This is a genomic window from Amycolatopsis halotolerans (assembly GCF_042647905.1).
Taxonomy (GTDB): domain Bacteria; phylum Actinomycetota; class Actinomycetes; order Mycobacteriales; family Pseudonocardiaceae; genus Amycolatopsis; species Amycolatopsis halotolerans.
This window is the reverse complement of record NZ_JBHRWI010000004.1, coordinates 30181-50200: the sequence shown is the minus strand read 5'-3', so window position 1 is coordinate 50200 and position 20020 is coordinate 30181. Positions and strand designations below refer to the sequence as shown.

At 69.6% G+C, this 20020-nt stretch carries 16 protein-coding genes; 7 read left to right on the top strand and 9 right to left on the bottom strand.

The window, feature by feature from the left end:
• Positions 1–72: 72 nt before the first annotated feature.
• The 5 genes from ACFORO_RS02770 to ACFORO_RS02750 all read left to right on the top strand — a co-directional run bounded on the left by ACFORO_RS02770 (position 73) and on the right by ACFORO_RS02750 (position 4428).
• Entirely contained in the window at positions 73–1008 is a 936-nt protein-coding gene (locus ACFORO_RS02770) for a helix-turn-helix transcriptional regulator (protein ID WP_377869347.1), read from the top strand.
• Between the two features lie 50 nt (positions 1009–1058).
• Complete coding sequence (locus ACFORO_RS02765; RefSeq protein WP_377869345.1) at positions 1059–1880, top strand: dioxygenase family protein; 822 nt, start codon at positions 1059–1061, stop codon at positions 1878–1880.
• Positions 1881–2021: 141 nt separating this feature from the next.
• The gene (locus ACFORO_RS02760; RefSeq protein ID WP_354747874.1) at positions 2022–2384 is read left to right on the top strand and encodes a YciI family protein; all 363 of its coding nucleotides are present in this window, start codon (positions 2022–2024) and stop codon (positions 2382–2384) included.
• Positions 2381–3583 carry an RNA polymerase sigma factor gene (locus tag ACFORO_RS02755; RefSeq protein ID WP_377869344.1) on the top strand — a complete coding sequence of 401 codons (1203 nt, stop codon included), beginning with the start codon at positions 2381–2383 and terminating at the stop codon, positions 3581–3583. The genes ACFORO_RS02760 and ACFORO_RS02755 overlap by 4 nt, the downstream gene beginning before the upstream one ends.
• Positions 3583–4428, top strand: coding sequence for a hypothetical protein (locus ACFORO_RS02750; RefSeq protein ID WP_377869343.1), 846 nt, complete (start codon positions 3583–3585; stop codon positions 4426–4428). The genes ACFORO_RS02755 and ACFORO_RS02750 overlap by 1 nt, the downstream gene beginning before the upstream one ends.
• 101 nt (positions 4429–4529) lie before the next feature.
• Here the strand turns inward: ACFORO_RS02750 and ACFORO_RS02745 are convergent, their stop codons facing one another.
• Positions 4530–5426, bottom strand: coding sequence for a hypothetical protein (locus tag ACFORO_RS02745; protein ID WP_377869342.1), 897 nt, complete (start codon positions 5424–5426; stop codon positions 4530–4532).
• Positions 5427–5581: 155 nt separating this feature from the next.
• The gene (locus tag ACFORO_RS02740) at positions 5582–5890 is read right to left on the bottom strand and encodes an ArsR/SmtB family transcription factor (RefSeq protein WP_377869341.1); all 309 of its coding nucleotides are present in this window, start codon (positions 5888–5890) and stop codon (positions 5582–5584) included.
• A gap of 63 nt (positions 5891–5953) precedes the next feature.
• Between ACFORO_RS02740 and ACFORO_RS02735 the strand changes: the two genes are divergently transcribed.
• Entirely contained in the window at positions 5954–6925 is a 972-nt protein-coding gene (locus tag ACFORO_RS02735; protein WP_377869339.1) for a zinc-binding dehydrogenase, read from the top strand.
• Here the strand turns inward: ACFORO_RS02735 and ACFORO_RS02730 are convergent.
• On the bottom strand, positions 6922–7524 hold the full coding sequence (locus tag ACFORO_RS02730; RefSeq protein ID WP_377869338.1) for a TetR/AcrR family transcriptional regulator: 603 nt from the start codon (positions 7522–7524) through the stop codon (positions 6922–6924). The genes ACFORO_RS02735 and ACFORO_RS02730 overlap by 4 nt on opposite strands.
• A 72-nt stretch (positions 7525–7596) precedes the next feature.
• Here ACFORO_RS02730 and ACFORO_RS02725 point away from each other — a divergent pair, with 72 nt between their 5' ends.
• Positions 7597–8448 carry an oxidoreductase gene (locus ACFORO_RS02725; protein WP_377869337.1) on the top strand — a complete coding sequence of 284 codons (852 nt, stop codon included), beginning with the start codon at positions 7597–7599 and terminating at the stop codon, positions 8446–8448.
• 113 nt (positions 8449–8561) lie between these two features.
• Here the strand turns inward: ACFORO_RS02725 and ACFORO_RS02720 are convergent, their stop codons facing one another.
• The 6 genes from ACFORO_RS02720 to ACFORO_RS02695 are packed head-to-tail and all read right to left on the bottom strand — an operon-like array spanning position 8562 to position 20016.
• The gene (locus tag ACFORO_RS02720) at positions 8562–9482 is read right to left on the bottom strand and encodes a glycoside hydrolase domain-containing protein (RefSeq protein WP_377869336.1); all 921 of its coding nucleotides are present in this window, start codon (positions 9480–9482) and stop codon (positions 8562–8564) included.
• Positions 9469–11514, bottom strand: a complete 2046-nt coding sequence (locus ACFORO_RS02715; RefSeq protein ID WP_377869335.1) for a DUF6519 domain-containing protein — start codon at positions 11512–11514, stop codon at positions 9469–9471. Before ACFORO_RS02715 ends, ACFORO_RS02720 begins: the two co-directional genes overlap by 14 nt.
• A gap of 9 nt (positions 11515–11523) precedes the next feature.
• Positions 11524–13650 carry a hypothetical protein gene (locus ACFORO_RS02710; RefSeq protein ID WP_377869334.1) on the bottom strand — a complete coding sequence of 709 codons (2127 nt, stop codon included), beginning with the start codon at positions 13648–13650 and terminating at the stop codon, positions 11524–11526.
• On the bottom strand, positions 13647–16892 hold the full coding sequence (locus tag ACFORO_RS02705) for a putative baseplate assembly protein (RefSeq protein ID WP_377869333.1): 3246 nt from the start codon (positions 16890–16892) through the stop codon (positions 13647–13649). Before ACFORO_RS02705 ends, ACFORO_RS02710 begins: the two co-directional genes overlap by 4 nt.
• Positions 16889–19660: a putative baseplate assembly protein gene (locus ACFORO_RS02700; protein WP_377869332.1), complete on the bottom strand. Its 2772-nt coding sequence runs from the start codon at positions 19658–19660 to the stop codon at positions 16889–16891. Before ACFORO_RS02700 ends, ACFORO_RS02705 begins: the two co-directional genes overlap by 4 nt.
• On the bottom strand, positions 19657–20016 hold the full coding sequence (locus ACFORO_RS02695; protein ID WP_344268690.1) for a GPW/gp25 family protein: 360 nt from the start codon (positions 20014–20016) through the stop codon (positions 19657–19659). Before ACFORO_RS02695 ends, ACFORO_RS02700 begins: the two co-directional genes overlap by 4 nt.
• Between the last annotated feature and the right edge of the window lie 4 nt (positions 20017–20020).

Genomic DNA, 20020 nt, shown 5'->3' with positions numbered 1-20020 from the left:
CTTCCGTCGGAGGTATCTGCCCGGAAATTGGTCTAGACTTTTCGTTCCGAACCCGGCGAAAAGGACGGACTGATGCGAGGGACGACGGTGCCCCCGGGAATGTGCTGCAGACCGGTCAAAACCGGTGAACTTCCACTGCACCGGCTCGAGGTGCCCGCGCCCGACGCGGTGCCGTTCGCGGTCGGCTCTTTCGACGCGGTGGGACCGTTGTCGCGCGCCGAATTCCCGCACCGGCACACATTCTACGAAATCGTGCTCGTCACCGGGGGGACCGGCGCGCACGTGGTCGACCTGACGCGGTGGGAGCTGAGCCCGCCGCACCTCGGCGTGGTCACGCCGGGCCAGGTGCACCATTGGGAGGCGAGCGGGCTCACCGGATCGGTCGTGCTGTTCACCGACGACTTCCTCTTCGACCATCCGGCGGACCGGGAAACCCTGCGCAGGCTGCGCGAACGGCCGTGGCTGCAACTGGACGGGACCGAGCACGACCGGACCGCGCGGCTGATCGCGGAACTCGAGGAGGAATTCCGGCGCGGCGGCGAGGACGGCGAATCCGTGCTGCGCGCGCTGCTGCACGTGCTGATCGTGCGCGCCGGAAGGCTTCCCGGCATTCCGGCCGCGCCCGCACCCGCCCGCGCCCGCGCGGTAGCGGCGGAATTCGCGCAGCAGGCGGAAAAATCCGAGCTGGGCCTGTGGTCGGTGCGCGCGCACGCCGAACGGCTCGGCGTCACTCCCGGCTACCTCACCGAGGCCGTCAAGGCGGCAACCGGGCGTACCGCGGCGGAATTGGTGCGCGAGGCGCGAACGCAGGAGGCGAAACGGTTCCTGCTGCGGACGAATCTGTCCGTGCGGCAGGTGGCGAGCCGCGTCGGATTCGCCGATCCAGCCTACTTTTGTCGGTTCTTTCGGCGCGAAACCGGGTTGAGCCCCGGCGGATTCCGCCGCACCGGCGACGCCGCCCCGAAGATTCACCACGACTGCATGACTCCGTCCATCGCTGCGGGCTGATCTTCTCCCTACCGTCGAAGGGAATCCCGAGCCCCCACCGAGGAGCAGGCATGGACGAAGAAAGAAAGTTCAGCCGCAAGACAGTGCTGAAGGCCGCACTGGCCGCCGGAGTCGCGGCTCCGGTCGCCCTCGTCGGCGGACCCGCGCTCGCCCGCACGAATTTCGCGGGCGGCCAGAAGGTCGAGCCGACCCCGTACTGCCACGACGGCGACGAACCGACGATCGACCAGACCGAGGGCCCGTACTTCACGCCGGGCTCGCCCGAGCGCGGCGTGCTCGTCGACGGGAGCACCCCGGGCACGCGGCTGACTGTGAGCGGGTACGTCTTCGGCACGGCCTGCCAGCCGATCAGCCGCGCGCTGCTGGACTTCTGGCAGGCGGACGACAACGGCGCGTACGACAACGTCGGCTACAACTTCCGCGGCCACCAGTACACGAACGACCTCGGCGAGTTCAAGCTGACCACGATCGTGCCCGGCCTCTACCCCGGCCGGACGCGGCACATCCACGTCAAGGTGCAGGCCCCCAACGAGCCGATCCTGACGACGCAGCTGTACTTCCCGGGCGAGCCGCGGAACAACACCGACACGATTTTCGACTCGCGGCTGCTCATGACGGTCCGCGACGCCCCGAACAACGCCAAGGAGGCGGCGTTCGACTTCGTGCTGAACGTCGCGCAGACGCCGACCGGCGGACCGACCACGGGGCCGCCGACCGGGCAGCCGGGAGGGACGTCCTGGGCCACCGGCAAGGCGTACCCCGCCGGTACGCGCGTCACCTACAACGGGGTCACCTACGTGTGCCTGCAAGGCCACACCGCCCAGCAGGGCTGGGAACCGCCCAACGCGCCAGCGTTGTGGCAGAAGAGCTGACCCCCTCCTGAAGAGAACGGCGGGCTCCCCCGGGCCCGCCGTTCTCCGTTTTTCCGGGAAGCCTCCCCCGCGCTGTCGAGTTACGGTCGACGCATTCGTCTTCCATTGCGACGACGCCGGACCGGCCCTCGGAGGACACACATGCTGTACCTGCTGGTGATCTACAACTGCGACCGTCCCGAACCCGGCGATCCGGCCTTCCCGGACGCACTGGCCAGGGTGAACGCGTTCGCCGACGAATGCCGGCGACGCGGGGTGTTCGTCTCCGGGCATCCGCTGCAGGGCGAGCACACCGCGACCACAGTCAGCGTCCGCGAGGGCAAGACGCTCATCACCGACGGGCCGTTCCTGGAGACCCACGAGCATCTCGGCGGCGTTTACGTCCTCGACTGCCGCGATCTCGACGAAGCCCTCGAACTCGCCGCGCTGTGCCCGATGGCCGAGGTCGGCACCGTCGAGGTGCGGCCGGTCGCCGGGGTCCCTGGGCTGTCTCACCAGGCATGACCTCGGCGTTGCTGCGGGAGACCTACCGCGAGCACCGGGCCCGGATGCTCGCGGCGCTGGTCCGCGTCCTCGGCGACTTCGAACTCGCCGAGGACGCGCTGCAGGACGCGTGCGCGCTCGCCCTGCGCAACTGGGGCGACGAGCCGCCGGACGACCCCGTGGCGTGGCTGCTGACCGCCGCCCGCAACAGCGCGATCGACCGGCTCCGCCGCGCCCGCCGCGGCCAGGAGAAGCTCGCTCAACTCGAGGAACCAGCCACGAGCGCGGAGCCGACCGAGGAACGCCTGCTCGAGATCGGCGACGAACGGCTCAGCCTCGTCTTCACTTGCTGTCACCCCGCGCTCGCCGAGGAAGCCCGCGTCGCGTTGACGCTGCAGGCCGTGGCCGGGCTGACCGCGGGGCAGATCGCGCGGACGTTCCTGGTCAGCGAGGCGACGCTGGCGCAGCGGCTGGTGCGGGCCAAACGGAAGATCCGCGACGCCGGGATCAGCCTCGCGGTCCCGCCCGATCATCTGCTGTCCGAACGACTGTCCGGGGTTCTGGCGGTGTTGTACTTGATCTTCACTCAAGGCTACACCGCGCCGGAGCACCGAGAGCTGCGACAGGAAGCGATCCGGCTGGCGAAGCTGGTCGCGACGCTCATGCCGGACGAGCCGGAAGCGCTCGGGCTGGTTTCGCTGTTGCTGGTGCACGATTCGCGCGCCGCCGCCCGGTATACGCCGGACGGCGATGTCGTCTTGCTCGAAGGCCAGGACCGAAGTCGTTGGGACCACCGGGAAATCGCCGAAGCAGTCGGACTGCTGGACCGTGCGCTGCGTTTCGGAATGGTGGGGCCGTATCAGCTGCAGGCCGCCATTGCCGTCCAGCACGCTCAGGCTCGTTCCGCGGCGGACACGGACTGGGCGGCGATCGCTGGGCTGTATCTCCGTTTGTACGAAACAAATCCCTCGCCGGTGATCGCGTTGAACCACGCCGTCGCGGTCGCCATGGCCACGAGCCCGTCGGAAGGGCTGGCGCTCATCGACGGTATCGAAGGCCTTGACCGGTATCACCTGCTGCACGCCGCGCGGGCCGATCTGCTCCGCCGTCTCGGGCGGACCGCCGACGCGATGGCTGCGTACCGGCGCGCGCACGAACTCGCCGTCAACCCAGCCGACCGGCGATTTCTCGCAGGCCGCTTAGCCACTTTGGAGTCCTGATGAGACTGTCCATTCTCGACAACGGACATCGCCTGCGGGCCAGGCTGTTCCTGTCGATCACGTCGAAGCAGCCGCCGGACATCGTGAAGCTGCTGCTGTACCGTCCCGGCTTTCTCACCCGGCCGCTGCTGGATCTCACCGCTCCGGCGATGCGTGGCCCGTCGTACTGGACAGCCGGGGAACGCGAGTTTCTCGCCATGTCAACGGCGTTGCTGCACGAGTGCCCGTTCTGCGTCGACTCGCACGCGGAGCTGACGCGGATCGCCGGACACGGCGAGATCGACCCCTTGCGACCCGACGCGGCGCGACCGGAGGTGCGGACTGTTCGGGCATTTCTGGAGACTGTCACGCTGAAGCCGGATGAGATCGTGCTGCCGGATCTTCCTGCGGCGGCGATTCGCGAGGCGCTGCGGGTGAATCTGGTGTGGAACATTGTGAACCGGCTCGCGAACGCGTTCGGCTTCGTGCTTCGCGAAGGTCAACTAGAGAGTGGAACCCGTGCCCTGCACCGGTTCGGGTACCGGTTCCCGGGCTTCCTGCTCGCCGACGGCCCGGCGGGCACGCACGAGGATCCGGTGGAGAACATGCGGTATTCCGTTTTCGCCGCGCCTGCGGTCACCGATCAAGCGCTTCGCGGCGCGGCGGTGACCGGGGACGGCCTGCCCGCACCGTTGCAGCCGTTCGCGGCGAAGATTCGTGACGCGTCCTACCGGCTCACCGATGGTGATTTCGCCGAACTGGCCACGAAATACCAGGAAGACGAGGTCTACGAGATCACTGTAGCCGCAGCCGTGGGTGCCGCGTTGCACAGTTTCGACGCGGGACAACAGAAACTCGACGCATAACGCGAACCGGCGGCCAGGTGGTCTCAGATCCGTGAGGGGAACCCTGAGGGAATCAGAGTCCCTCAGGGTTCCCCTCACGGACGGCAATCCCGCCGGTTCCGTCAGGGGCGGTAAAGCTCCTTGGCGACGTCGATGTTGTCGTTCTTGTCGACGTGGATCTCGGCGAGCGGCGGGGTCGGGCCGGTCAGGGCCGCCATCAGCGCCTGCTCGGTGCACGGGTTCGTGCCGCGGCCCTGCTGGTCGATGGCCACGTCGCCGCCGGGGCACAGTTCGGCCGCGCCGAACACCTGCGCGGTCTTGCTCACCGGCAGCCGGTAGGTCTTGCCGTCGCCGGGAACGGGCACGTAGTGGCCGTTGTCCGCGCCGCCCTTTTTCCAGGTGATCAATTGGAACTGGGCCATGTTGACCGAACGGTCGAACCCGGTGAACTGCACGGTCTGCGTCGTGTTCGGGAAGCGGCGCGTCGGGGCGGCGGGCTGCTGGCCGGAGCCCTTGCCCGCGGTCGGCGCGGTCTTGATCATGAACTCGGAGCCGCCGTCCTTGCCGCAGTTCACGACGCCCTGGGTGAATTCCTCTTCCGCGCCCAATGCGCAGTCCCAGTGTCCTTCGATTCCGAGAACGCGGTGGCCGGGGCCTTCGCCCTGCGACGGCGCCAATTCGTAGTACTTCGTCATCACATTGAATGCTTCGGTGCAGCCGGGAATGCTTCCGTTGGTGCTCTGCACCGCGATCAGGTCCATTTGCTTGCCGCCGGCCGGGCCGACCTGTCCGCCGAGCTTGCTGCAGTTGACGTCGCCGTTCGCCGTGGCCGCGGTGCCCGCCGCACCGGCCGAACCACCCTGCGGGCCCTGCTTGACCGCCGCCGCGTCGGAAATGCTCTTCGCCGCGGAACCATTTCCGTCGACGCTGTTTCCGCTGCACGCGGAAAGCAACGCGGTCGCGGCGACAGCCCCGCCGACCATGACCAGCTTCATCGACTTCATCGCGGTGAATCCCATTGTGCGCTCCCCGTGTCTTTGGCGAATCTCTAACTCCAAAGACGTGAAGCACCGAATGACGTTGCCCGGAAGTTCCGCGGAGAGCCATCGTTGCCCCAATGTCGCCCCCGTTCGGTCCGTGCGGGCAGGACCTCGGCGGGCCTCGCAACCCCCGCCTAGAACACGTCGCGCAGGGTCTCCAGGAGGAGGGCGATGTTCTCCTCGTCGCGGCGGTAGTAGGTCCACTTGCCCCGCCGCGTGGCGACGACCAGGCCCGCCTGCCGCAGCATCGCGAGGTACTGCGAGGTGGTCGACTGGCCGAGGCCCGCGCGCTGCTGGATGTCGGTCACGCAGACGCCGATCTCGACGTCCTCGGGCTCCTGGCCGGGGAAGCTCATCGGATCTTTCAGCCAGACCAGCAGCTGGCGGCGGGTCGGGTTGGACAGGGCGCGGAACACCGCCAGCAACTCCGCCTCCGAGAACACCGGACGATCCTAACCCGCACGGTCATATTGACAATTCGCGATATGTAGATCTATATTCGCCGCATGCCGACTTCGACGCAGGTGGTGGAACTCGTCCGCTTCGGTGCCGCGGACGCCGCGTTCGCCGCCCGTGAGCTGCCAAGACCCGTTCCCGGGCCCGGCCAGGTGCTGGTGCGGGTGGCGGCCACGTCCGTGAACCCGCTCGACCTGCAGACCCGGCGCGGCGACTACCGCGACCAGGTCGCGCTGCCCGCGGTGATCGGCAACGACGTGTCCGGCGTGGTCGTCGAGACCGGTCCTGGAGCAAGCGACTTCGCACCGGGCGATGAGGTTTGGTACCTGGCGCCGGTATTCGCCGGGCAGGGCACCTACGCCGAGTACCACGTGGTCGACCAGGCCTTGGTCGCCCGCAAGCCCGACGGGTTGTCGCACGTCGAAGCCGCCGGCCTCGCGCTCGTGGGCGTGACGGCGTGGGAGGCGCTGGTCGAACGCGCCGCGGTGCGGGCCGGGGAACGGGTTCTGGTGCACGGCGGAGCGGGCGGGGTCGGCTCGGTCGCCGTCCAGCTCGCCAGCGCGCTGGGCGCCGAGGTGGTGACCACCGCGCGGGAGCGGGACCACGAGTTCGTCGCCGGACTGGGCGCTGATGCCGCGATCGACTTCTCGGCCGGCGACTACGTGCCACAGGTCCGCGCTCTAGGCGGGGCGGACGTCGTGCTGGACACCGTGGGCGGAGACACCCTCGCTCGCAGCCCGGAAGCACTCGCCGATCGCGGCCGCGTCGTGTCTATTGTGGACATTCCCGAGCCGCAGAACCTCCTCGCCGCGTGGGGCGTCAACGCGACCTACCACTTCCTCTTCGTCAGCCCGGGCCGCGCGAAACTCGAAGCCCTCGGCCAGTTGATCGAGCAGGGCAAGCTCCGGCCGGTGATCGGTGCCGTGCTGCCGCTGGCCGACATCGCGTCAGCGCACGCGTTGGTCGAAGGCGGCTCTGCTGGCGGACGTCCGCGCGGCAAGGTCGCCATCGCGGTCGGCTAGGCCGCGAGGCCGAGCGCCGCCAGCCACACCCGAGTCAGCGTCGCCGCCGCGTCGTCCAGCGAGCTGTCGGCGACAAACGCCTGATAGAAGACGCGTTCAGTCATCCAGACCAGCGCGGCGGCGACCTCCGCCGCGGTTCCGGACGGCAGTCCGGCGCGCTCGGCGACCCCGCCCATGGTGTCGGCGAGCGCGACCACCGCGGAACGCCACGCCTGGTCGATCGCCGGAACCGACGGCGACAGTTCAACCGCCGTGCGCATCACCGTGCCGTGCTCGCGCCACATCCGCGCGGTCTGCTCGAGCCCCTGCCGGACCGCGTCGCCGGGAGCCGCGGCGGCCGCGTCCACCGCGTCGACCTCGGTGCGCAGCTTCGTCACCGTCCGCTCGACCAGCGCGGCGAGCACCTCGTTCTTGGACCCGAAGTAGAAGTAGAGCGCGCCCCGGGTGATCCCGGCCTCCTGCGCGATCGTCGCGACGGTCATGCACGCCCCGCCCGTCGAGTTCAGCTGCTGCTCCGCCGCGTCGAGAATCGCGCGTTCGCGCAGGTCTCCCTTGGTCGGGGCCGTCCGGCGACGCGGGCGGGCGTCTCGCTCTTCCACCTGCACGTTCTATCACGCTGACTATTTTTGACACTGTGCAGATTTTTATCAACGCGGTGTAGAGTTTGCTTCATGACCAAGATCTTCCTGATCACCGGCGCGAGCTCCGGTCTCGGCCGCGCGTTCGCCGAGGCCGCGCTCCAGGCCGGCCACACCGTCGTCGGCACCGTCCGCAAGCAGGCCGACGCCGAGGCGTTCGAGCAGCTCCAGCCGGGGAAATCCCTCGCGCGCATCCTCGATGTCACCGACGACGACGCGGTGTTCCGGACCGTCGACGAGATCGAGGCCGAAGTGGGCCCGATCGACGTCGCCATTGCCAACGCCGGGTACGGCCACGAGGGCGTCTTCGAAGAGTCGACGATGGCGGAGCTGCGCGCGCAGTTCGAGGTGAACGTCTTCGGTGTCGTCGCGACGGTGAAGGCGGTTCTGCCGTACCTGCGGCAGCGGCGGCGCGGGCACATCCTCGGCGTCACCTCGATGGCCGGGCTGATCACCGTGCCCGGCACGTCCTTCTATCAAGGCAGCAAGTACGCCGTGGAAGGCATTCTCGAAACCGTCGGCAAGGAGGTCGCGCCGTTCGGCGTGCACGTCACCGCGATCGCGCCGGGATCGTTCCGCACCGACTGGGCGGGCCGGTCGATGGTCCGCACCGACCGTTCCGTGCCGGACTACGACCAGGTGATGAACCCGGTCCGCGACCACCGTCTCGCGGCCAGCGGCAAACAGCTCGGCAACCCGCGGAAAGCCGCCGAGGCCGTGCTGCGCATCCTCGACGTCCCGCACCCGCCCGCGCACCTGGTCCTCGGCTCGGACGCGCTGCGTCTCGTCGCCAACGGCCGCGCCGCGGTCGACAAGGAGATCGAGGAATGGGCCGAGCTGAGCCGGTCCACCGACTTCCCGGACGGCGCCCAGCTGCCCGGTTGAACTGGCCCCGGCGCCGCCGCCCCAATGTGGCATTGGGTGCGCGGGATGCACCCAATGTGGCGTTCGGTGCGTCAGATGCACCCAATGCCACATTGGGGGCACCTGCCGAAGCCTCAGCCGACGTACGCGGTGAAGGAATGCTTTGCCTGGTACCAGATCGAGATGCCGATGGCGCCGGCCGCGGCCACGCTGCGCAGGTCCAGCGGGCCCGGCCGGTCGGACAGGAACGTGAAGTTCCGGATCTCCGCGCCGGGCACGAAGTCGCCCTGGGTGCCTTCCTTGGTCGAGCGCACGAAGTCCATCTGCTTGATCTCGATGGTGTCGCCGTATCCGGCGAACAGGTACAGGTACGGCGGACGGCCCGCGAGCGGGATGTAGAAGTGGTCGCCGTTCGGGGCTGCGGGTATCAGCATCAGAGTCTCCTCGTCGTTGCCGGGGGCGGACCCGGTGCCGCCGCCGGGAAGCGGGATGTATTGCTCGTTGATGTCGCACGGGATCCGGTCGACCCTGACCGTGCCGTCGTTGCGCTGCCACAGATGCGTCCAGGTCCGCTCGGCGGCCGTCGGCTGCGAACCGCAGCGCCAGTACCACGACACGACCCCGGCGTCGTGCACCGCGCGCAGCGTCTCGGAAAACCCGTAGAACCCGGCGCGGTTCCGGCCGACCACGCTGGCGAACCCGCTCGCGAACCGCACGACGTCGTCGAGTTGGTAGGCCGCCGCGTGGGAGTCGGCGGCGCAGGCCATCAGCGCCGAGTCCGCGATGCCCATGCCGCGCGCGTCGGCGAGTCCCGCCCGCCCGAACGCGGCGCCGCGGGCGAAGTCGTCGTCGGTGCCGCTGCCCCAGGCGTCGTCGGTGCCCAGTTCGACGACCAGCGCGACGGCGACCCCGCCGCTGACGAGGTTCCGGTATTCGCGGCCGGTGAGCCGCTTCGTGCCGCGGCCCAGCCCGGCGTAGCGGATCACGCCGCCGAAACCGGCCGCCTTGAGCGACCCCGGGCCCGGCGCGCCCGCGGAGTAGTCAGCCCAGCGCATGGTGGTCCGCCCCGGTTTCGGCGTAGCTCGGCGGCCGGTTGGAGCCGAGCAGGACTCGCGTCAGCCACGGCGGCATCCGCGGTTCGAGCTGCCGCAGCAACGCGTACACGATGGCCAGCACGACCGGGACGATCACCTGGTTGCCCAGCCCGGACACCGCGTCGGTCACCGAAGCGGGCAGGCCCAGCGTGACGAGCCACGCGACGAGCGCCGACCACAGGCCGGGGACGACGGTGCGCAGCCAGGACGTGAAGTGGTCGCCGAGTTGCGTGGTCGGTTGCTTGGTCGGTTGGGTCATGGCTGGTTTCTCCGGCTCGGTGGCGGGTGTGGTCGGGGGTGCGGACGGCTCGGTGGTGGTCGGCTCGGTGACAGCGGTGCTCGGCGAAGTGACGGTGGCGTCCGGGAGATCCGGTTCGGTGGCAACGTCGCGCGCCGGGACGACGGATGCGGCCGAACCGTTGCCGCCCGCGCCCGCGGTGCCCGTCGCGTGAGCCGGGCTCGGCGCCGGGGAAACGGCTTTCGCACCGGTGGCCGCACCGGCTGATTTCTCCGCCGCGAACACCACTGGATCAGTCGGATGCGCCGCCGGCGGCGGTGCGTCGATCACGGCCGCCTTCTTCGGGGTCTCCGCGGGAGGCGCGGGTGCGACGGGATTCGATCCCGGCCGGAAGAGCGGTTCGAAGCTGTCCGGCGGATGGGTCACCTTCCCGTCCCCGTCGAGGACGCCCAGCACGGCGTAGCGGTACTCGACCCCGTGCGGCGGGACCGGACGCGGGCCGTCGTCGTCGTGGGGCCATTCGACGTCGCCGGTCACCGTGCGGGCCGGGATCTGCCAGTAGTCTCCGCGCCGGTACGTGCCCGGCTGTCCGGCCGCGACCTCCGCCGACGACCTCGGCGGGGCCTCGAACCGGACCTGGACGCCGTCCTCCAGGTCGATCCAGGTGTTCTCGACCAGCGGCACCGCGCCGTCCTCGCTGTCGTCCGGGGCGAGGTGGTCCCAGCGGCGCAGGAACGGATGCAGGTCCGCGTCGGAACCGGGACCGCAGCGTTCGTCGAGGGTGACCAGCCGGTCCGCCGGGTCGACCGCGATGACCTTCCGCAGTGCGGGTGCCGACTTGGGCCGGTCCGCCGCGGGGAGGTCGTCCGCGACGCGGGTGGCGGCCGCGTCGTCGAGCAGTTCGACCCAGTCGCCGACGTCCAGGTCCAGTTTGCTGTCCCGGCCCAGCGTGCCGAGTGTGACCGTCGCACCGGACACCGAGACGATCGGGAACACCACCGACGCGTTTTCCCGCGACCACTTGAAGGTCGCCCCGTGCAGAGTGCGGCGGAACCCCTTGTTGGGCACAGAATCCGTCCACCCGCGACCGCCGGTGTGCACCTCGACGCGGTACAGCTGGTTTTCCTGACCGCGGAACCGCGCCTCCGGCGGCAGATGGCAGGCGTCGGTGTCGCCCGGGTGTTTCGCTTGGGCGGCAAGCAGACCGGGCTCCGGATTCAGGGATTTCCGGAAGGTCTCGAAATCGTCGACGGTCTGTCCCGCGCACCAGGCCACCTGCCAGACGACCTTGGCCCGCGCCGCGGTGTCCGGTCCGGGGTCGCCGAGCGCGATCTCCCGGATCGCCGGATCCTGCAACGAGGCGATCAACCGTTCCCACACCCGCAGGTACACCACGAACGGCCCGGTCGCGGGGAGTTCGTCCTTCTCCTGGTCGAGGTAGCCCTCGGGCTGGGTCCAGTAGCTCGTGGCCTCGTCGTTCTCGACCAGCAGCCCGTCGACGTACAGCCGGCCAGCCGAAATATTCAGGTCGTCTATCTTCGCGTGGTCCTGATGCGGGTCGATCCGGAACCCGTGCGCCCCGGCGGGCGCGGCGGACTGGCCGAGCAGGTCGGCCACCGTGGTCCGCAGCTGGTACAGCAGGATCGCGGCCTGCTCGTTCGCGTCCGCGTCGAGCTGGACCCGGCCCTGCTGCGCCAGCACCGCGGAGAAGTGCTTCAGCGAGTCGAAGGTGCGGCGCGAGAAGTCGGCTTGCATGGCGGTCTCCTAAGTGGCGAACAGGATGCCGGCGTCCGTGCCGGCCGGGGTGTACTCGGCGAGCCGCAGCCGGAGACTGTCCTCGCGTTGCGGGTGGAACAGGTCGTGGAAGACCCCCATTTCCGAACCGTCCTCCGCGCCGCGGCTGATTTCTTCCGGCCCGGACCGCGCGAGCTGCGCGTAACCCGGGGCGCCGTAGCGGACGGAGGCGAACTGGGGGACGACGCGGACCGGATCGCCGGAGTGCTCCGGCTCGCAATGGAATCGGGGCGGGGTGCGCGAACTCTCCGGCAGCCAGCAGAACCGCACGCAGCCGTCCTGCCGGCGGGCAATGCGCACCCGACCGTCCATAATGGAGTTTTCGAGCAATCCGGCGGCGTGGGCGAAGACGGAGCCGAAAACCGTGCACCGGCGGAAGTCGACCACCGCGTGCGCGCAGCCGTCGTCCGGACCGCACAGCGCGGCGAGGCCGGGTCCGGCGGCGTCAAGAATGCTGTCGGTGAGCCGGATCTGGTTGGGTTCGCGATGCACTTCGTCAGCAGTGACGAGGATCGTGCCGAGGATGCTGCGTTCCACACACAGACACGCTGGCGTGTCAGTGAGTTCGACGCTCGCCTCTTCCTCGTGTTCCGGACAGCATTGCGCGTCGAGCGACCACCCGGGCACCAAAGTGCAGTGCCGCAACGAGAACTGCCCGACCGGACCGTGCACCTGCACGCTGCGCCCGGTGATCAGCAGCCCGTCGAAGACGACCTTGGGCAGCGGATCGTCCTTCGCGCCGCGGTCGGTCCCGATGATCCGCAGCGCGTCCGGACGGTTGCTGTTCCAGTCGAGCAGGCGCAGCACCGGACGCATTCCGTTCGCCGCCCGCAGGGTCAGGCAATCGCCGCGGTCGAGCGCCAGCTTGAGTTGTTCCTGGTACGCCCCGCTGTCGGTGAATTCGATGACCGCCTTGCGTGCCGTCTTGTCGGTTTCCTTGTCCCGCTGCCACTCCTCGACGGCTTCCATGACGAGTTCGTGATGCCCGGGACCGACGCGATAGACGTGCTTCGCCGTTTCCGGCGCTCGCGGATACTCACCGGTGCCGATGTCGGCGGAGAACCCGTAGTGGTAGTCGACCCACACCCCGGATTCCGGCGCCTGCCGGGCGGGGAAGGCGATCCGGCCGAGCACCGGGTCGAGCGCTACCTTCCCGTGCGCGGGCCGGTAACGCCACCCGGAGAGATCCGCCGGAATGATGTCGGCGAGCGGGATCGGCTTCCCGTCGCTGAGGTAGACGCACAGGCTCTTCTCGGGTCCATAGTAGACCGCCGGTCGCTCGGCAAACGCCTGCCGCCGAAGGAAAACCGGCACGTTCGTCTCGTCCGCGATGTGGGTCGGCGACGGCTCTCGCACCGGGGAGACGATCAGTGGAGTGTCGTTGCCGAGGATGCTGAACGTGAACCGGGTCCGCGCCCGGTCCTCGCAATACGCGGGTCCGCGCGTGATCGAATACGGCTTCAGCCGCCACACGTACAGGCCGATCTCCGGGATGCCGAACCGGCCGGTCCCCCGGTGCGAGGTGATCCGCCGGACGTCGATCGAATGCGCCAGCTCGTCGAACGGTCCGTCGAGCCGGTCGAGCGCGTCGGCTCCGTGCAGGTCCGTCAGTTGTCCTCTGGTCAGCCTTCGCCGGTCCGCTCGCGGGTCTCGGCCGTGCAGCCGAACGGCTTGCGAAACCGCCAGCAGCTGTCGGAATTCGACCGCCCGCGCGGGCCACTCCGCGACGTCCGCGGCGAGCTGTTCCAGCAACGCCGACGTGCCTTTGCGCCGCCGATTGCCGACGGTGTGCGCGACATCGCGACGAGGCGCGAGAGCGGACAACAGCCGCCGGGCCGCCGCCGAACCCGTCGCGAGCGTTTCGTCGGCGTCGGGCAGGATCTGGTACCCGACGAGGTCGCCGAGGTAAGGCGCGACCCAGTCCTGGCAGGTCTCGATGAACCAGTCCGCGTACTGCGCGTCCAGGTCGGCGCCGATCAGGTCGGCCTGTTCGGTGATCACGCCGAGCAACGCCTTGAGCGGCCCCGCGTTCTCCTCGTCGCGCCGCCGGTAGACCGACGGCATCAGGTCGTAGAGCCGGTCCGGATTGCGAGTCATGGGATCCTCACCAACATCAGCGCCTCCGGCACTCCCGCCGGAAGCACGGCGAGCCGCGCGGGCCGGATTCCGCGGTACACGGTCAACTTCTGCCCCCACTCCAGCCTCGTCGACTCCACCCCCGGGTTCAGCCGGACCAGTTCGTCCACCGTCAGCCCGTGCCGGAGCGCGATCGTCGTCAACGTGTCCTCGCCGAACGAGTTCACGTAGCCCACCTCGTCGAAAACCTCCTCGAACCGCGCCCCGGACGCCCCGACGCACGGCTTCGCCTCGGTGAGCCGGTCCGCGACCGTCGCCAGCTCGATCGGCGTGACGTCGCCGCCGATGCCGTCGAACACGGTGATCGCGCCGTAGTCGACCCCCGGCACGGCCTGGATCGCGGCGAAGGCCTCGCTCAGGAACGCGGGTTCGCCAAGTTCCCTGCGGGCAAAGGAAAACCTGTCGAGCAACGCGGCGCGCACGACCGGTTCCACCAGCTCCCACGAGTAGTCCGGCAGCACCTTGATCCCGGCGTGCAGCACGAGCAGCACCCGTTCGCGCACTGCGACCCGCACCTCGACGCCGCGATCGCCGAAGCTCGCCAACGCCGCTTCCAACGCAACCACCGAACCGGAGGACGAGTCGATCCGCGCGTCCCCGGTCGCCGCGACCGTCACGTGCACGACCCGCCGTCCGCCGTCAGACAGCTTGACTGCCTTGGCTTTCCCGATCCCGGCTCGCGCCCGCGTGAAGTCCTCGTAGTCGCGGATCGATACCAGCCGGTCGAGTGCGAGCATCCGCAGCGGGATCGATGCCCGGGCGTCCGCCGGTCCGTCGCCGTCCGCTCCCCCGCCCGACGCCAAGGGATTGGTCACCGCGCGCACGCCCGGCGGCCGTCCGGTGGCCTGGCTGATCTGCCCGGCCGCGACATTCCCGTCGTGGCCCGCGCCGATCCGGTAAACCGCCGTCACGTTCTCCACCCCTGCGGGAATGCGCGCGCCGTGGACACCGTCGCCGAACCGAAGCGTCCGGGTACCGCCCGCGCCGACGGAGACCTCGTAGTCGTGGCTCGTCGGCCCGGACCACACCAGCCCCTCGGTTTCGTGCCAGCGCACGCCGGCCACGCGAGCGGTGAGCGTGCTCTCCGCGCCGGAAGCGTTCGCGGACGGCCGGAACGTGAGCGGGTTGCCCGCATTGGCCTGGCGCAGCTGGAAAACCTGATTCGCGACGCCCGGATCGCCGCTGCCGAGCACCTCGGTGCGGGTCTCGCCCTGGTCCGCCTCCACGACGTTGCCGTGGAGGGTCACGGTGTCCCGGCGGTACCGGTAGGACAACTCCGTGGCCAGCGACAGGAACGTGCGGACCCGGCTGCCGTGGCGGGTCGGCTCGACCCGCTGCCGGATCCCGGCGACCATCGTCACCTCGGCGGCCTGGATCCCGCTGGTGTGCGGCACGTCGGTGCGTTCTCCGGACACGACCAGCCACCGGCCCGGCCGCAGCCCGTCGTAGACCCGCGACAGTTCGATCTCGGCGCCTCCGACGTCCTTGGTGATCGGGTCGCCGACCGCGGTGAGCGTTTCGCCGCGAGCCCACACGACCGTGCCCGCCCCCGGAACCGGCGAAACGACCTGGTTCACCGTGATCTTGGTGACCTGCTTTTTCCCGATCGGCTCGGACTTTCCCGGAACGGTGACGTCGACGCTGGCCAGCTCCACCAACGTCACTTGCGCGGCGGACCGATTGCCGTCCGGCGATTCGAGCACGACCCAGCTGCCGCCGGCGATGCCGTCGTACACCGCGTCCAGCCACACCTTCGTGGTGCCCGCCGGATCCGCCTGCTCACCAGCCGGGCGAGCAATCGCGACCGCCCTGGTCCGCAGCACATGGAGACCGGACAGCGCCGGCGGCTTCGCGATCTGCTCGTTTGCCCACGCGTGGTGCAGGTTCGGTCCCAGCCGGGGGTCCGCCTCGATGAGCAACTTCGGGTGCACGTCGGAACCGGCGTGGAACAGCTGGTCCACTGTGGACGGAAGATCGACCGCCTTGCGCGGCGGCCGGGACGGCTCGCGCCGCAGCCACGGCAGCACCGGGGTGAGCCCGGCCAATGCCGCCGCCCGGTCGCAGTCGGTGCCGGAGCCGCAGCCACATCCGCTGCCGCTGCCGTCGAAGCGGTATCCCGGCGGTGAGCAGAACAGTGCCCTGGCGAAGTTGTTCAGGTAGTGCAGTTCCGGATCGCTTTCGCGCAACGCGGCGGTACAGAGCGTCAGCAACGCGTCCGTCGCGTCCGAAACCGGCCCGACGGAATCGCGGAACCAGTCCTGGATCGCGCAGCTCGCGTGCGCCCGGGCGAGCGCGGCCTCCTCCGCCAGTTCGGTGCTCACCTGGTAGGCCGTGCGAGCGAGGACCCGGGTCACCGTGGCCGAGGTGCCGAGACTGGCCAGATAGGTCTGGGTGTTGTTCAACACGGTTACCGTGTCGTTGATCCAGTCCGACGGCGCGGGCTTTCGCCCCAGCGCGGTGCCGATCACCTCGAGGAGGTGGGCGATCGCCTGGTTCAGGTCGTCGAGGCCCGTGGTGACCAGCTTCGCGGTCGTCCGGTTGGCCGGGAAGTCCGCCGTCGCTTCGGCGACCACGCGGGTCACCGGCGGGAACATGCCAAACAGGAGCAGCAACCGGTCCCCCGGTTTGAGCGCCGCGGTGGTGCCTTGGATCCCGATCTGGTCGATGGCCGGGGCCGTATCGGCGGTGACGTCCACCGGGTCGGCAGTAGCGACTTGGAGCGCGTTCCACTCCTCGCGCGCCTGGAGTTCCGCCGTGGTCTCGAAGGTCTGCGGCAGCTGGTTCTGCGCGGGCACGCTCTTCGCGGCGGTGCCCGCCGGAATGACCGTCCGTGCGCCGGGATCCAGCGTGTACGCGAGGAAGGTGGTCGCCGCCAGCGCGGGCCGCGGCGTGTAGCCGACGAGAGTGCCGAGGTGGTTGAGCGATTCGGGTTCGGTGGCGGTCCGCAGGTAGCCCTCGTTGGCGATCCGCTCCTGGTAGAAGGTCAGCACGTCGCCGACGACGGCCCAGCAGTCGAGCAGCGCGATCGCCGGGTCGTCCGGGTCCCGTGTGGTGAGCGGGACCAGCGCCGCCCGGCTCGCCAGCCGGGCCAGCATCGACTGGCGGAACCGCGCGTAGGTGCCGACCCGCCGGGACAGCGCGGGCAGGCCGGGGCGCTGGTAGGTCGTGGCCGGGGTGGTCGGGCCGGTGCGCGCGCAGTTCATCGTCCGCCTGCCAGGTCGAGGGTGAGCTGCCCGTTCTCGGGCCGGCTCGGGTCGTCGTCCAGTTGCGCCACTTCGAGCGGTCCGATGGGGAGGACGCCGGTGGCGAGTGCGGTGCCGGGCGGGCCGAACAGCCGCTCCAGCCGGGTCACCTCGGCGTGCCGGACCCCGGGTACCGCGGCCGCGGTCGCGACGATCTGGCCGACCCGGATCGGGGTGCCGAAGGTGAGGCGGTCCGGTTGGAAGAACGCGCCGAGCGCCCGCCGCAGGGCTGTGCGCACGTGTCCGGCGATGTGGTCAGGCAGCACCTCGACGTGCACCGTGAGGTCGAGCGGGACGAGGGTCGCGGTGAAGACCGAAAGGTCGTGGCCGATCCGGCGGTACCGGTAAAGTCCGGCGCGGGTTTCGTCGAGCAGCCAGGTCGGCGCGACCTCCGTGCCGAGCGGATCGATCGCGACCTGTGCCTCGTACCAGCTGCCTGTCCATCTCAGGTCGCCCGCGGCCCGCTGCACGCTCGGCGAGGCACCGGCCAGCGTCGCGTAGTCGTCCGCCGTGATGGCACGCAGCAGACGACGACGGACCTCCTGCGGAGCGCGCAGCCGTACCTCGGACACCGGCTCCGGGTCGACCCCGCCGACGGCAGGCAACGGATTCCGCACGCTGCGGATGCCGGGCACGTCCGTACGGTCGAAGATGATGCTGCTGATCGCTTCACGGCCGACGTTCCCGGCCAGTCCGGTCCCTACCCGCAGGGCTGCGGTGAGCTCCCCGCTCAACGGAAACTTCGCGCCATTGCGGCCGTCGCCGAACCGCAGCACGGTCGCGCCGGTGTCGGTGACCTCGCCGACGAAGTGCCGGTCCGCCGGTCCGCTCTCGAGCAAATCCCGCTGTGGCAGCCAAATACCGTGGTTCCGGTCCGTGACCGTCACCGCGGGCAGTGCCGCGCGCGGATCCGGCCGGGTGGCGAGACTTGCCGGACCGCGGAACGCCTCACGTCGCTCGTCGAGCTTCGAGCCTTCGTCCGCACCCCAGCTCTGGCCGATCTCCCAGCCCTCGTTCTTCGCGGTGAGCACATATCCCGCGCGAGCCTGGCGGACGAGGTCTTTCAGCCGCTCCAGTTTGGTTTCCAGCAAGTCGTCGAAACACGCCAGCAGGTACCGCAGCGCGCGTCGTGGATGCTCGCGGAGGTCCAGCTTCTTGACGAGCTTGGCCCCGAAGAGCACGGTGACGAACTTGATGTCCTCTTCGGACAGTTCACTCCGCCACAGCTTGGTCAGCCTCGCGCGGATCCGGCCGGGAAGACCCGCCAGCCAGCGCGCCTGCGCGGCCGCGATGTCGGCGGGATCCGGGAACGGAACGCTTTGCGTGACCGGCTGGTGTCGCAACTGCGGCTGAACGACCACCGGCAGCGGCGGGTAACCAGGTTCGGGTTCGGTCTCGCCGCCGCAACCGCAGCCGCAGTCGCGCGGACACTGCGGCTCGTCCGGCGCGGGGTCGGGAACGCAGTGGCACTCCGGGTCGATCCGCTGGCCGTGCTCGACCAGCACCACGTTCCCTCGAGCGACGCAGACCTCGAGCTCGACGCATTCGGGTCCGCCACGAGCGTTGACACACAACGGGAAAGTGAGCGCGTCTTCGCGGGCCCAGGTCACGTCCAGCAGCTTTTGCTGGTACAGCTTGTCTTCGGTCTCGATGACCGACGTCAGCCGGACGGCCTGCCGGTGCGTGTGGTCCGCGTCGGCCGCGAGACCGGACGGCACGCCGATCAGTTCCTCGAAAAGCAGCACGTCGCCCGCTGCGAGACCCAACGCCCGGTCACTGTCCACCAGGGTCGCCGAAGTCGCCCCGGCGGGCAGGCAGCAGTCCTGATCGCCCCACGTCCACAGGCTGATCCGGTTGCGCGCGGGGATCAGCCGGACCTCTTCGTCGTGGACCGGCTCGAAAACCTCCGGCGCACCGCGGAGATCGCTTTCCTTCAAGGAGATACCGGGCAGCGTGCTGAACCGGAAAGTTCCCTTCGGGAGCGGGACCTCCTCGTCCGCCTCGATACACACCCAAGCCCGCGCGGAACATCCGTCGTGCATCGGGTAGTCGACCAGCCGGGCGTGCCGCCGCACGGAAACCCGCAGCCGCGCGGTGTCCAGATACGCCTCCGTCGCCACGGCGTCTTGCTGGTAGCTCAGCCGATCGCCCTCGTAGGCGAGCAGTTCCGTGAGCATGATGCCGACGTCGGGGACGTGCCGTTCGGTCCAGGACGGCATCGTCAGCTTCAACCGGTCCAGCAGCAGTTGCCGGAAGCTGGCGTAATCCTTGCTGAGGTAGTCGATCTCGACCGCTGCTTCTACCGGTGGCGCGCTTTCCTCGACCGGCGCGCAGTCCACGTCGCCGCAGCTGCCGAACGTGAAGTCCACAGAGGAGTATCGCGGATCGAAGCCCGGGTAAGGCCTTGTTCCTGGTTTGCCGATCGGCCCTGACTCCACAATGGACAATCGGTAGCTCGACAGGTCTCCGGCCCGGTCGACCGTCAGCCGCACCGCGTCAGCCAGGTCCGGATCGTCGCTCGCCCACAGTTCGACCGCGACGACCGCGATCCCGGTAACCCGCCGTCCGCCGTCGATCCGGAAGTTGGCCGGTACCAGATCTTCCGGTGCCTTGCCGAAGAATCCCACCGTGAGCGAACGACCGTCGTCGCTCACGCCCACCGAGTCGATCCCGTTGCCGCCCGCGACGCGCACGTCCGCCCGGCGGCGTTCGTCCGCACAGCCGATCATGCCGCCCTCCCGGTGATGACGTCCTCGCGCCGTTCGCCGGTCGCGAGGAGGATGTAGCCGATCTCGATACGCAAGGTGCTTTCCTCAGCGGTGACCTCCAGGTGCTGCACGGTGATCAGGTCGCCGAGCCAGCGATGCAACGCGCCTTCCGCCGACGCTTGCACCGCCGCCGCCAGCTCCGGGCTGTTCGGCTCGAACACCAGGTCCAGCAGTCCGCAGCCGAAGTCCGGGCGCATCACGCGCTCCCCCGGCGTCGTGAAGAGCAGTTGCTCGATCAGGTCGAGCACGTGGTTCGCGTAGCCGGTTTCCGCGACCCTGCCGCGCTGGTCGAAATGAAACGGGAAGTCGATGTCCACAGTG